The organism is Pseudomonas sp. GD04091, from assembly GCF_029836165.1.
Lineage (GTDB): Bacteria > Pseudomonadota > Gammaproteobacteria > Pseudomonadales > Pseudomonadaceae > Aquipseudomonas.
Map to the genome: position 1 here is coordinate 87,659 of NZ_JAOEBG010000017.1, position 13,200 is coordinate 100,858.

The 13,200-nt window shown below is 65.6% G+C and carries 10 protein-coding genes; 5 read left to right on the forward strand and 5 right to left on the reverse strand.

The features are described 5' to 3' along the window. Nucleotide 1 precedes the first annotated feature (1 nt). From tatB to N7422_RS19265, 5 genes are all read left to right on the forward strand, one after another. Nucleotides 2–370 (forward strand): Sec-independent protein translocase protein TatB, encoded by a 369-nt coding sequence (gene tatB, locus N7422_RS19245; RefSeq protein WP_279808014.1) that lies wholly within the window; start codon nucleotides 2–4, stop codon nucleotides 368–370. Continuing rightward, nucleotides 367–1,158 carry a twin-arginine translocase subunit TatC gene (gene tatC / locus N7422_RS19250; RefSeq protein ID WP_279808015.1) on the forward strand — a complete coding sequence of 264 codons (792 nt, stop codon included), beginning with the start codon at nucleotides 367–369 and terminating at the stop codon, nucleotides 1,156–1,158. The genes tatB and tatC overlap by 4 nt, the downstream gene beginning before the upstream one ends. Beyond that, a complete protein-coding gene (locus tag N7422_RS19255; protein ID WP_279808016.1) occupies nucleotides 1,155–1,862 on the forward strand; it encodes a 16S rRNA (uracil(1498)-N(3))-methyltransferase in 708 nt (235 codons plus the stop codon). Before tatC ends, N7422_RS19255 begins: the two co-directional genes overlap by 4 nt. 99 nt (nucleotides 1,863–1,961) lie before the next feature. Then, a complete protein-coding gene (locus tag N7422_RS19260) occupies nucleotides 1,962–3,878 on the forward strand; it encodes a methyl-accepting chemotaxis protein (RefSeq protein ID WP_279808017.1) in 1,917 nt (638 codons plus the stop codon). Nucleotides 3,879–4,018: 140 nt separating this feature from the next. Next, nucleotides 4,019–5,959, forward strand: a complete 1,941-nt coding sequence (locus N7422_RS19265; RefSeq protein ID WP_279808018.1) for a methyl-accepting chemotaxis protein — start codon at nucleotides 4,019–4,021, stop codon at nucleotides 5,957–5,959. Nucleotides 5,960–6,044: 85 nt separating this feature from the next. On the opposite strand, the gene N7422_RS19270 is transcribed toward N7422_RS19265, so the two are convergent. The 5 genes from N7422_RS19270 to N7422_RS19290 form a co-directional block, all read right to left on the reverse strand. Beyond that, nucleotides 6,045–6,779 carry an amino acid ABC transporter ATP-binding protein gene (locus tag N7422_RS19270; protein WP_279808038.1) on the reverse strand — a complete coding sequence of 245 codons (735 nt, stop codon included), beginning with the start codon at nucleotides 6,777–6,779 and terminating at the stop codon, nucleotides 6,045–6,047. After that, on the reverse strand, nucleotides 6,772–7,734 hold the full coding sequence (locus tag N7422_RS19275; RefSeq protein WP_279808019.1) for an amino acid ABC transporter permease: 963 nt from the start codon (nucleotides 7,732–7,734) through the stop codon (nucleotides 6,772–6,774). Before N7422_RS19275 ends, N7422_RS19270 begins: the two co-directional genes overlap by 8 nt. A gap of 78 nt (nucleotides 7,735–7,812) precedes the next feature. Then, on the reverse strand, nucleotides 7,813–8,610 hold the full coding sequence (locus tag N7422_RS19280; protein ID WP_279808039.1) for a transporter substrate-binding domain-containing protein: 798 nt from the start codon (nucleotides 8,608–8,610) through the stop codon (nucleotides 7,813–7,815). A gap of 225 nt (nucleotides 8,611–8,835) precedes the next feature. Further along, complete coding sequence (mdoH, locus tag N7422_RS19285) at nucleotides 8,836–11,403, reverse strand: glucans biosynthesis glucosyltransferase MdoH (protein WP_279808020.1); 2,568 nt, start codon at nucleotides 11,401–11,403, stop codon at nucleotides 8,836–8,838. Beyond that, the gene (locus N7422_RS19290) at nucleotides 11,396–13,132 is read right to left on the reverse strand and encodes a glucan biosynthesis protein G (RefSeq protein ID WP_279808021.1); all 1,737 of its coding nucleotides are present in this window, start codon (nucleotides 13,130–13,132) and stop codon (nucleotides 11,396–11,398) included. Before N7422_RS19290 ends, mdoH begins: the two co-directional genes overlap by 8 nt. Nucleotides 13,133–13,200: the final 68 nt, after the last annotated feature.

Here is a 13,200-nt window from a genome sequence, read left to right on the forward strand (position 1 = left end):
CATGTTCGGCATCAGTTTCAGCGAGCTGCTGCTCGTCGGCCTGGTCGCCCTGCTGGTGCTCGGCCCCGAGCGCCTGCCGGGGGCCGCTCGTACCGCGGGCCTGTGGATCGGCCGCCTCAAGCGCAGCTTCAATGCGATCAAGATGGAGGTCGAGCGCGAGATCGGCGCCGACGACATCCGTCGCCAGTTGCACAACGAGCACATCCTGCGCATGGAAGAGGAAGCCAAGCGCATCCTCAACCCGCTGACGCCACCCGCGCAGCCGCCGACCAGCGCTGAAACACCCGCCACACCCGCCGCCGAGACCGCCCCCGCGCAGCCGGCCGCGACGCCACCCTCCGAGCCGCCACCACCGCCACGAGCCCCATGAGCGAGAATCCGGAACATGACCAGCCAATGCCGCTGGTCTCGCACCTGACCGAGCTGCGCACCCGCCTGCTGCGCTGCGTTGCCGCCATCTTCCTGATCTTCGCCGGGCTGTTCTCCTTCGCCCAGCAGATCTACACCCTGGTCTCGGCGCCGCTGCGCGCGCACTTGCCGGCCAACGCGACGATGATCGCCACTGACGTGGCCTCACCGTTCCTCACGCCGTTCAAGCTGACCATGATCGTCTCGCTGTTCCTGGCGATCCCGTTCATCCTGCAGCAGATCTGGGGCTTCATCGCCCCCGGCCTGTACCGCCACGAAAAGCGCATCGCCATTCCGCTGCTGGTGTCGAGCATCTTCCTGTTCTACGCCGGCATGGCCTTCGCCTACTTCCTGGTGTTCCCGCTGATCTTCGGCTTCTTCGCCAGCGCCACGCCCGAAGGCGTGTCGATGATGACCGACATTTCCAGCTACCTCGACTTCGTCATGACCCTGTTCTTCGCCTTCGGCGTGGCGTTCGAGATCCCGGTGGCCGTGGTGCTACTGGTGTGGATCGGCGTGGTCGACGTGCAGTACCTGAAGAAGATCCGCCCCTACGTGATCATTGGCTGCTTCGTGGTCGGCATGATCCTCACGCCGCCTGACATCTTCTCCCAGACCCTGCTGGCGGTGCCGATGTGGATGCTGTTCGAAGTCGGCGTGCTGTGCGGCAGCCTGATCCGCAAGCGCAGTCGCGAACCGGACGAAACCACCGACGACCCCAACGACCAACCGCCTGCGACCCAACCGTGAACCTGTTGCTGCTTGAAGAGGCCGACTTCGTGTCGGCCGACCGTGTCGTCCTGGCCGATCGCCGCTTCACCCACATGCAGGAGATCCACCGCGTGGCGGTGGGTGACAGCCTGCGCGTGGGGCGTATCAATGGCTTGATGGGCAAGGCCGAGGTCATTCGCCTCGAAGGCCATGAAGCCGAGCTGCAGGTGGCTTTCGATCAGCCGCCACCGACCAAGCTGCCGCTGACCCTGGTGCTGGCCGTGCCCCGGCCGAAGATGCTGCGCCGGCTGTTCCAGACAGTCGCCACGCTGGGCGTGCCACGGCTGATCCTGGTCAACAGCTACAAGGTCGAGAAGAGCTTCTGGCAGACGCCCTTCCTCAACCCCGACAACATCCGCGAGAACCTGATCCTCGGCCTGGAACAGGCTCGCGACACGGTGCTGCCCGAAGTGATCATCGAGAAGCGCTTCAAACCGTTCGTCGAAGACCGCCTGCCCGCCATCGCCGCCGGCACCCTCGGCCTGGTCGGCCACCCCGGTCCCTACCCTGCCTGTCCGCGGGCCGTGGAAGGCCCGGTTACCCTGGCGATCGGCCCGGAAGGCGGCTGGATCCCCTATGAAGTCGACCTGCTCGGCAAGGCCGGGCTGGCTCCGGTGCAACTGGGTGATCGTATCCTGCGCGTGGAGACAGCGGTCACGGCCCTGCTTTCGCGAATTTTCTGACAGCCGGGTCAGATTTTCCCCATCAAGTTTCCCCGCCCCACGCCGATGGCCTGTGCAACAGAACAATAATCCGCACTGCCGCACGCCGGGGAGTCGTCTATGTACCGTTGGTTCGCCCAGACACTGGGAAATGTAAGCGTCAATCGCAAGTTGGGGGTCGGCTTCGGCCTGGTGCTGCTGCTCACCCTCGGCATCACCTTCACCGGCTGGCTGGGTATCGACAGTGTCACCAGCCGTGGTGACAAGCTCGGCAACATCTCGGTGATCCACCAGTACACCCAGGACCTGCGCATCGCCCGCCAGCACTACGAGCGCAGCCGTGACGACGCGTCCGTTGCCGAGTTGGAAAAGGCCCTGGCCAACCTCGAGCGCCAGGTGCAGTTCATGCTCGGCCAGATCGAGCTGCCCGCCGATCGCCAGCGCCTGGACCAGCAACAGGACGCCGTGCGCCAGTACCAGCAGGCCTTCGCCGAGCTCAGGCAGGCCGGCCAGCGCCGCGAGGCCAGCCGCGGCGTGCTGGGCGACAGCGCCGACAAGGCCGCCGACCTGATCGGCAAGGTCCAGCAGCGCCTGTTGCAGGGTGGCGATATCCAGCAGTACCAGGAAGCCGTGCAGGTCGCCGCCCTGCTGCAGCAGGCGCGCTTCCAGGTGCGCGGCTATACCTACAGCGGCAAGGCCGAGTTCCAGCAGACCGCGCTCACCGCCATCGACCAGGCCATGACCGTGCTCAAGGCCCTGCCGGCCAGGCTCCCGGCCGAGTTCGCCGCCAGCCTTGACGACGCCGCCATAGCGCTTGCCGCCTACCGTGATGCGGTGAACCAGTTCGGCAGCACCCAGTCCGCCAGCGAGCAGGCCTTGGGCCGCATGGCCGCACAAGGCCAGATTCTGCTCGGCACCAGCCAGGAGATGACCGTTTCGCAGACCGAGGTCCGCGACCAGGGCACCCAGCAGGCCAAGACCCTGCTCGCCGGCGTCACCGGCCTGGCCCTGCTGCTGGGCGTGCTGGCCGCCTTCGCCATCACCCGGCAGATCATCGTTCCCCTGCGCCAGACCCTCGCCGCCGCCGAACGCGTGGCCGGTGGCGACCTGCGCCAGGACCTCAAGGTCGAGCGCCGCGACGAGCTGGGCCAACTGCAGGCCAGCATGCAGCGCATGACCCAGGGCCTGCGCGATCTGATCGGCGGCATCGGCGACGGCGTGACGCAGATCGCCAGTGCCGCCGAGGAGCTGTCGGCGGTGACCGAGCAGACCAGCGCCGGGGTCAACAACCAGAAGGTCGAGACCGACCAGGTGGCCACCGCCATGAACGAGATGGCCGCCACCGTGCAGGAAGTGGCACGCAATGCCGAACAGGCCTCGGAAGCGGCGCTGATGGCCGACCAGCAGGCCCGCGAAGGTGACAAGGTGGTCGGCGAGGCCATTGCCCAGATCGAGCGCCTGGCGGGCGAGGTGGAGAACTCCAGCGAGGCGATGAACCAGCTCAAGGCCGAAAGCGACAAGATCGGCAGCGTGCTCGACGTGATCAAGTCGGTGGCCCAGCAGACCAACCTGCTGGCGCTCAACGCCGCCATCGAGGCAGCCCGCGCTGGCGAAGCCGGACGTGGCTTCGCCGTGGTCGCCGACGAGGTGCGCAGCCTGGCCCAGCGCACCCAGCAGTCCACCGAGGAAATCGAAACGTTGATCGCCGGCCTGCAGAACGGCACCGAGCGCGTGGCCAGCGTCATGGACAGCAGCCGCGCGTTGACCGACAGCAGTGTCGAACTCACCCGCCGTGCCGGTGGCTCGCTGGAAACCATCACCCGCACCGTGTCGTCGATCCAGGCGATGAACCAGCAGATCGCCACCGCCGCCGAGCAGCAGAGCGCCGTGGCCGAAGAGATCAACCGCAGCGTGATGAACGTGCGCGACATCTCCGACCAGACCTCGGCAGCCAGCGAAGAGACGGCCAGTTCCAGTGTCGAACTGGCGCGCCTGGGCACTCACCTGCAGGGGCTGGTGGGTCGTTTCAGGCTCTGACCTCAGGCTAGATCCTTCGGCTCGGCGAGACTTTTCCTACCTGGTTTGCAGGTCCAGTCCCACGCCCTCTCTGCCGATGAGAAAAGACCATGGCGGCATTTTGCCGGCATGGTCTTTTTTCAATTGGACGGAGACCTGCCATGTTCGCTTACCTCGACCGCAAACTCGGCAACTTGAGCGTCGGGCTGAAACTCGCCCTGGGCTTCGCCGTGGTACTGCTGCTCACCCTGGCCACCACCCTCAGCGGCTGGCGAGCCCTGGATGGCGCCATCAACCGCTCGGAACAGCTCAGCGACATCAGCGAGCTCAACGACCTGACCCGCGACCTGCGCGCCGAACGCATCACCTACCGGGTGCTTGCTGACGACACCAGCAAGGCGCGGATCACCCGGATCCTCGAGCAGCTGCACAGCCGCCTGACCCTGCTGCAACAACGCAGCCAGGTCGATCAGTCACGGCAGATGCTGACCCAGAAACTGCAGCTGCTGGAGCGTCTGCAACAGGACTTCGCCACACTGCAGCGCACGGTCGACAGCCGCCAGGTCCTGCAAGCGAGCATGCGACAGCAGGCCATGACCCTGGAGAAGGTGATCGACGAGCTGCAGACCCAGGTGCTGTTGAAAATGGCCGACGGCCAACAGGGCAATGTCATCGGTCTGCTGGACACCCTGGGCCGCCATGTCGACAGCGCCAGCCAGCAAAGCCAGGTGCCGGCCTACGCTTTCTCTCCCCGCGACGCCTTCGCCAGGATGGGCGATGCCGCCCTCGATGCCGCGGACAACAGCCTCGCGCAATTGCTGCGGGGTATTGCGCCACTCGACCTGCCGCAAGCGCTGACCCAGCGCCCCAGAGCTGAGCTCGATCGCTACCGCGCCGCCCTGCGGCAATACCGCAGCGCAGCGCTGGAAGTCGAACAGTTGCAGGACAACATGGAGAAACTGGGCGAGGAACTGCAGACCGTGAGTATCGCGCTGGGTGAGCGCAAGGTCGCACAACGCGACAGCGAGGCCCTCGCCGCCCGCTCGCTGCTGACCAGCGTAGCGATCCTGGCCCTGCTGGTCGGCGTGCTCGCAGGCTGGCTGATCACCCGGCAGATCACCCACCCGTTGCGTCAGGTACTGGAGCAGGCATCGCGTATCGCCGGCGGCGACCTCGGCAGGCTGGACACGGTGCAACGTCGCGACGAGATGGGGCAGCTGCAGGCGCGTATGTGCGAGATGACGCTGAGCCTGCGCGAGCTGCTCGGCGGCATTGACGATGGCGTCGGGCACCTGTCGCGAGCGGCCTGCGAACTGGCCAGCTCCAGCGCGGACACCCGCGAACGCATCAGCCAGCAGCGCGAGGAGACCGACCAGGTCGCCACCGCCATGAACCAGATGAGCGCCACGGTGCAGGAAGTCGCGCAGAGCGCCGAGCAGGCGTCCGTGGCCGCCACCACGGCCGACAGCCAGGCTCGACTGGGCGATCAGGTGGTGGCCGAAGCCGTCGCCCGTATCGAGCAGCTGGCCGGGCAGATGGACCACTGCCTCAAGGCGATGGGGCATCTGGCCGGCGAGAGCCAGCGCATCGGTTCGATCCTCGATGTGATCAAGTCGGTGTCCGAGCAGACCAATCTGCTGGCCCTCAACGCGGCCATCGAAGCGGCACGGGCGGGCGAGGCCGGACGTGGCTTCGCCGTGGTGGCCGACGAAGTACGCGGCCTGGCCCAGCGCACCCAGCAGTCGACCGAGGAGATCGAGCAACTGATCGAGAGCCTGCATCGCGGCACCGACGAAGTCACCGGCCTGCTCGACGACAGCAAGCGCCTCACCGAGCAGAGCGTCGAGCTCAGCCGCAAGGCCGGCAGTGCCCTGGGGCAGATCACCGAGACGGTGTCGGCCATCCAGGGCATGAACCAGCAGATCGCCACGGCCAGTGAAGAACAGAGCGTGGTTGCCGAGCAGATCAACCGCAGTGTGATGAATGTCAGGGATGTGTCGGACCGGACCAGCGTGGCCAGCGAACAGACGGCAGCGTCGAGCGGGGAGCTGGAGCAGTTGGGGCAACAGCTGCGGGGGATGGTGGGGCGCTTCAGCCTCTAGAAGTGCGTCGCTGGCTTCGCCGGCAAGCCCGCTCCCACAGAAGCCATGCCTTGCCTCCGTGGGAGCGGGCTTGCCCGCGAAGGGGCTAGAGCACCTGGCGCAGGAACGCCTGGGCGCGCGGATCCTTCGGCGCCGCGAAGAACTGCTGTGGCGGCGAGTCCTCCAGCAACTTGCCATGGTCGAAGAACAGCACCCGATCCGCCACTTCCCGGGCAAAGCCCATTTCGTGGGTGACGCAGACCATGGTCATGCCTTCCTGGGCCAGGGTCTTCATCACGTCCAGCACCTCGCCGACCATTTCCGGGTCGAGCGCCGAGGTCGGCTCGTCGAACAGCATCACCTTCGGGTCCATCGCCAGGGCTCGGGCGATGGCCACCCGCTGCTGCTGGCCACCCGAGAGGCGCGACGGGTATTCGTTGGCCTTCTGCGCGATGCCGACCTTTTCCAGCAACGCCCGAGCCTTGGCTTCGCGCTCGGCCTTGTTGCGCTTGCGCACCACCTTCTGCGCCAGGCACAGGTTCTCCAGCACGGTCATGTGCGGGAACAGGTTGAAGTGCTGGAACACCATGCCGACTTCGCGTCGATAGGCATTGATATCGGTCTTGGGGTTATCCAGTTGCAGTCCGTCGATGGACACATGGCCCTCGTCGAAGTGCTCCAACCCATTCAGGCAACGCAGGAAGGTCGACTTGCCCGAGCCGGACGGACCGAGCACCACCACCACTTCGCCCTTGGCGACCTGGGTGGTGACGTTGTCCACCGCGCGCACGACTTGGCCACGGGTGTCGAAGACTTTCAGCAGGTCACGGACTTCAATCACTTTGCGCAAGCCTCCGCTCGAGCCGGCTGGCGATGTGCGACAGCGGCAGGTTGATCAGCAGGTACAGGCCCGCCACGCAGAACCAGATCTCGAAGGTCGAGAACGAGGTGGTGATGGCCTCGCGGCCGCTCTTGGTCAGCTCGGTGATGGCGATCACCGACACCAGCGAAGTGTCCTTGACCAGGCTGATGAACTGGCCGGCCAGCGGTGGCAGCACGCGCTTGAAGGCCTGGGGCAGGATCACATGGCGCATCGACTGGGCGCCGTTCAGGCCCAGCGAGCGCGCCGCCTCGTTCTGGCCCTTGGCGATCGACTGCACGCCGGCCCGGACGATCTCGGCCACATAGGCGCCGGTGAACAGGGCCAGCGCGGCAACCCCGGCGAACTCGCGGGACAGGTTGAGCACGGTGCCGATGAAGAAGTAGAAAATGAAGATCTGCACCAGCAACGGCGTGCCGCGCACCAGTTCGACGTACACCGTGGACAGGTCACGCAGCGTGGGGTTGCTGGACAGCCGGCATAGCCCGGCGAACAGGCCGAGCACCAGGCCCAGGGCACCGGACACCACCGACAGCCACAACGTGGTCCACAGGCCCCAGGCCAAGGGACCTGCCGCCCAGTGCCGGGTCACGCCGATGGCATCGCCTTCGGCGACGTCGTCGCCACGGGCCAGCAGCATGCTGTCCTTGGCTACCTCGACGACCTGGGTGTCGCCGTTTTCGTCCTTCAGGGTGACCCGGGCGTTGTCGCCGGACACCACGATTTCCTCGATCGTGCCCGGGTTGGCGGCACGCTGGGTTTCCTCGGCCTTGTAGGCGAAGTATTGCGGAACGCGGTTCCAGCGCCACTCGTAGGAAATCATCGAGGTGGCCAGGTACAGACTGAACGCCAGGCCCACCAGGACCAGTGCGGTCAGCCCGTGCCAGGGCCACAGGGCTTTCTTGTGTTTGATCACGTGGGGTACTTCCGTAAATGCGAACGCGCAGGGCTTGCCTGCGCGTCGAGGTCAGCGCTTGGGTTTTTGGCCCGGGCCTTATTCCATTTCCTTCAGCCAGTCCTTGCTCTTGAACCACTTGTCGTGAATACGATCGTAGGTCCCGTCATGCTTGATCTGGTGCAGGAAGTTGTTGATGTAGTTGAGGCTGTCGTAGTCGCCTTTCTTCAGGCCGAAGGCCAGCGGCTCGTAGGTGAAGGGCTCTTCCAGGAACACCAGCTTGCCGGCACCGGCCTTCTCTACCGCCACCACGTTGTACGGCGAGTCATAGACGAAGGCGTCGGCCTTGCCGTTGACCACGTCCATCACGCCTTCCTGTTCGTTGTCGTAGCCGTGGTACTTGGCCTTGCCGATCAGTTTTTTCGCGACCATTTCACCCGTGGTGCCGAGCTTGGAGGTGAGACGGTACTTCTCGTTGTTCAGGTCCTTGTACGACTTGATCTCACCCGCCAGTTCCTTGCGGATCAGCAGGGTCTGGCCGACGACGATGAAGGGTTCGCTGAAGTTCAGCCGCAGGTTGCGCTCCTGGGTCAGGGTCATGCCGCTGCCGATGAAGTCGAACTTGTCGGTCATCAGGGCCGGAATGATGCCGTCGTAGGCAGTGGAGACCATTTCCAGCTTGACGCCCATGGACTTGGCCATGGCCTTGAGGATGTCGACTTCGAAGCCGATGATCTCACCGCGCTTGTTGGTCATCTCGAATGGCATGTAGGTCGGATCCATGCCCACACGCAGGGTGCCGCGCTTGACCGCGTCATCGATGGCGCCGGCCTGGGCGGCGGTCACCGCGATCAGGGCGGTCGCGCCGATCAGCAGTCGCGACAGGTATTTCTTCATCATCACCAAGTCCCCTAGCAAGAAGTACGCAGATTTTTCTTGTAAGCACGGCCTGACAGGCCGATGCGTAATGTCGGGTGGGATGCTAACGCATGCGCGGGCAGGGACCTAGAGCCGGGGGGGACTTTGTTGGCCAAAATCGACCAGAAAGCATCGCGGGGCAAACCCGCTCCCATGTCGATACGACGTGAGAGCGGGTTTGCCCCGCGATGGTGCCTGCGCGAATCAAGCCAGGGCTGGCTGAGCCGCGTTCTCCGGATGCAGCGGCAACAGCGGCGAGTGCGGATCGTTGTCGATCGACGCACGCCACACGTCGATCCACGCCGCATTGTGCTCGGCCCACACCCGCTCGTGCAGGCGCGACAGCGCCACCGGGTCGCTCAGCAGCGCCAGGCGGGTGTTCAGGTCCAGGCCCTTGGGCCCCACTTCCAGCGCCTTGGTCACGCGCTCGGCGCGTAGCGCCTCGATCGGCGCCGCCTGGCCATGACGCGCCGTGGCCATGGCACAGGCCAGGGCGTTCTGGCGCGGATCGACCACGGCACGCACGAAACCGTCATGCAGGGCGTGCCAGCGGTTCTCGTGGGTGTACTGATCGGTCGCCAGCAGCTCTTGCGGCGTGGCGTATTCCTCGGGGATGAGGAACAGCTTCTCGTCCTTGGCCGCCAGGCCCAGGCGCGTGCGGCTGGAGATCACCGACACCGGGATCGACAGCACCAGCGAGCCGACGATCGGCGCCAGCCACCACAGGAAGCTAGGGTTCAACCAGGCCACCAGCCCGGCCCAGGCGATGCCCAGCAAGGTCTGTGGGCCATGACGGCGCACGGCTTCGCTCCACGGGGTCGAGTCGTCGTCACGCTGCGGCGAGTTCCAGGTCGCCGCCCAGCCGAGGAACGCGGCCAGCACGAAGCGGGTGTGGAAGATCATCCGCACCGGCGCCAGCAGCATGGAGAACAGCATCTCCATCAGCATCGACAGGGTGACCTTGATCCGCCCGCCGAACTCGGTGGCGCCCTTGGCCCAGATCAGGATGACGCTGAGCAGCTTGGGCAGGAACAGCAGCACGATGGTGGTGGAGAACAGCGCGATGGCCTTCTCCGGGTGCCACTGCGGCCACAGCGGGTAGAGCTGGAACGGCTCGATGAAGTACTGCGGCTCCATCAGGGTGTTGGTTGCCAGCAGCGCGGTCGACAGCACCAGGAACAGGAACCACAGCGGCGCCGACAGGTACGACATCACCCCGGTGAGGAACACCGCGCGGTGCACCGGGTGCATGCCCTTGACCAGGAACAGGCGGAAGTTCATCAGGTTGCCGTGGCACCAGCGCCGGTCGCGCTTGAGCTCGTCGAGCAGGTTCGGCGGCAGCTCTTCATAGCTGCCCGGCAGGTCGTAGGCGATCCACACGCCCCAGCCGGCACGGCGCATCAGCGCGGCCTCGACGAAGTCGTGGGAGAGGATCGCGCCGGCGAAGGCGCCCTTGCCCGGCAACGGCGCCAGGGCGCAGTGCTCGATGAACGGCTTCATGCGGATGATCGCGTTGTGACCCCAGTAGTGCGATTCACCCAGCTGCCAGAAGTGCAGGCCGGCGGTGAACAGCGGGCCGTAGACGCGGGTGGCGAACTGCTGCATGCGCGCATACAGGGTGTCCATGCCCGAGGCTTTCGGCCCGGTCTGGATGATGCCGGCGTCCGGGTTGGCCTCCATCAGGCGCACCAGGCTGCTCAGGCACTCGCCGCTCATGACGCTGTCGGCGTCGAGCACGACCATGTACTTGTACTCGCCACCCCAGCGCCGGCAGAAGTCGTCGAGGTTGCCGCTCTTGCGCTTCACCCGGCGCCGACGGCGGCGGTAGAAGATACGGCCGAAGCCTTTGGTCTCACGGCACACGTCGAGCCAGGCCTGTTGCTCGGCCACGGCGATATCGGTGTCGTTGGTGTCGCTGAGCACGAAGAAATCGAAGCGGTCGAGGTTGCCGCTGGCCGCCACCGACTCGAAGGTCGCGCGCAGGCCGGCGAACACGCGTGGCACGTCTTCGTTGCAGATCGGCATCACCAGCGCGGTGCGCGCATCGGCGGCGATCGGCTCGTTGCCGGCGCTGCTGCCGGAGATACGGTACTTGTCACGCCCGGTCAGCAGCTCGAGGAAGCCCATCAGGGCGGTCCAGAAGCCGGCCGAGACCCAGCAGAACAGGATGCCGAAGAGGATCAGGATGGAGGTCTGCAAGGCATAGGGCCAGACCTGCACCACGGTGTCCCACAGCGGCTGGTTGAGGATTTCGTCCAGGTCGACGAACGACCAGCCCTGGTACGGCAGGATGCCCTTCATGTACCAGCCGGCGACGAGGGTCTGGCCGATCATCAGGGTCAGCAGGATGTAGCGACGGATCGAGCCGACCGTGCGCCAGCGCGCCGGCGGCAGCTCGCGCTTGGGCGGCTGCGGGGCATTGGTGCGGCCGGTCATGCGCCGCCACATGCGAATCAGGATGTTGGTGCGCCACGGCTCGGGGACGACCTTGGTGCGCTTGATCGGCGGCGCGATCTTCAGGCACAGCCGCCCGCCGGCATCGACGCCGAGCATCTCGGCTTCCTCGAGCTCGGCGGCGCTGCCGACGGTAAGACGGGAGCCCACCGAGGCCTGGGCGGCCTCGGCGGTGTTGGCGGCCGGTTGGGCCGCCAGACGTTGGTGCAGCTCGCTGAACGAGGTGCAGCGGGCGAGTTCCGCGCGCTGCTCGTCGTTCAGTGGGAGGTGGGCCAGGTACTCGCCAAGCGATTCCGGCCTTGCGCTTGAGTTACTCATCGGCAGGCAACTGATAGCTCCAGGTCTCGGTCAGCACTTTCTCGGTGGTGGCCGGGGTCCCGTTGGTGGATGCCGCGTCGGCGGCGGGTTGCTCGGCGGCTGCCTCGGCCTTGGCTTTTTCGGCCTTGGCGTGGGCATGCTTGGCCGCGGCCTTGTCCTGCTTGGCGTCCTTGGCCGGCTTGGGCTGTTCGACCGGCACGTCGTGCAGCAGCGCGGCACGCATCTCGGTCGACTTCTTCGGATCCTGCACCTTCAGGCGCAGGGTCAGGCGCCAGCCCTTGGTCTCCGCGTTGTAACGCAGGTTGTTCTCGACCAGCTCGGCGTTGTCACCGACGCTGACCTGGCTGCGCACGGCGGTATCGGCCGGCAGGTTGGCCAGGTTCGGGCCGATGAAGTCGACCAGGAAGGCAACGGTGCCATCCGGCTGGCGGATCAGGTTGGACTGCTTGACGTCGCCGGTGGAGCGCAGGGTCTGCTTGACCCAGCCCAGCTCGGGCGAGTGCAGCTGGTCTTCCTTGATGGTCCAGCGCAGGCGGTAGTCGTACTCGAACGGCTTGCCTGGCTCAGGCAGCTTCTCGGGGCTCCAGAAAGCCACGATGTTGTCGTTGGTCTCGTCGGCGGTCGGGATCTCGACCAGGTCGACGGTGCCCTTGCCCCAGTCGCCTTTCGGCTCGATCCAGGTGCTCGGACGCTTTTCGTATTCGTCGTCGAGGTCTTCGTAGTCGCTGAAGGCGCGCTGACGCTGCAGCAGGCCGAAACCACGCGGGTTCTCGACGCTGAAGTTGCTCACAGCCAGGTGTTTCGGGTTGTTCAGCGGACGCCACAGCCATTCGCCATTGCCGGCGTGGATCGACAGGCCTTCGGAATCGTGCAGGGCCGGACGGTAGTTCATGACCTTCGAGGGCTGGTTGGGGCCGAACAGGTACATGCTGGTCAGCGGCGCGATACCCAGGCGACTGACATTGTCGCGCAGGTAGACACGCGACTTCACGTCGACCAGGGTGTCCTCGCCCGGACGCAGGGTCAGCTTGTAGGCGCCGGTGGAGCGTGGCGAATCCAGCAGCGCGTAGATCACCAGGTGCTTGTCGTTGGGCTTGGGCTTCTCGATCCAGAACTCGCGAAAGCGCGGGAACTCTTCGCCGGACGGCAGCGCGGTGTCGATGGCCAGGCCGCGGGCCGACAGGCCGTAGCGGTGACCCTTGCCGACCACGCGGAAATAGCTGGCGCCAAGCAGGGTCATGATCTCGTCCTGCTTGTCGGCCTTGTTGATCGGGTAGAGCACGCGGAAACCGGCGTAGCCCAGGTTCTTGGTGGCCTCGGCGTCATGCGGCACGTCACCGAACTCGAAGCGGCTCGGGTCGTACTTGATTTCCTCGACCTTGGTGGCGGTGACCTCGTTGATCTTCACCGGCGTGTCGAAGTGCATGCCCTGGTGGTAGAAGGACAGTTTGAACGGCGTCTTGTCCTTGGCCCACTCGGCCTTTTCCTGGATGAAGCGGATCTTCTGGTAGTCGGCGTACTTCATGTCGCGGAACACCGGCGGCAGGTTGCTCTTCGGTGCCTCGAATTTCTGACCGGCCAGATCCTTTGCCTTGGCTGCAACATCGTCCAGATTGAATGCCCACAGCTGGCCCGCGCTCAGCAGGCCGACCAGCGCCACGCCGGCCAGAACGGCCTTGCGCAAGCGAATGCCGGGGATTCTTGGTGCAATACAGGGGCTTACAATCACGAGCAATCCTCGCCGAAAACAGATCATGAAACCAACGGCCAGCGACCAATGCCGGGTTGGCGAGCACT

Bases quoted from the DNA above. Each gene is read 5' to 3' on its own strand.
- N7422_RS19260 (WP_279808017.1), top strand. From the start codon at position 1,962: ATGTACCGTTGGTTCGCCCAGACACTGGGAAATGTAAGCGTCAATCGC.
- tatB (WP_279808014.1), top strand. From the start codon at position 2: ATGTTCGGCATCAGTTTCAGCGAGCTGCTGCTCGTCGGCCTGGTCGCC.
- N7422_RS19265 (WP_279808018.1), top strand. From the start codon at position 4,019: ATGTTCGCTTACCTCGACCGCAAACTCGGCAACTTGAGCGTCGGGCTG.
- mdoH (WP_279808020.1), bottom strand. From the start codon at position 11,403: ATGAGTAACTCAAGCGCAAGGCCGGAATCGCTTGGCGAGTACCTGGCC.
- tatC (WP_279808015.1), top strand. From the start codon at position 367: ATGAGCGAGAATCCGGAACATGACCAGCCAATGCCGCTGGTCTCGCAC.
- N7422_RS19280 (WP_279808039.1), bottom strand. From the start codon at position 8,610: ATGAAGAAATACCTGTCGCGACTGCTGATCGGCGCGACCGCCCTGATC.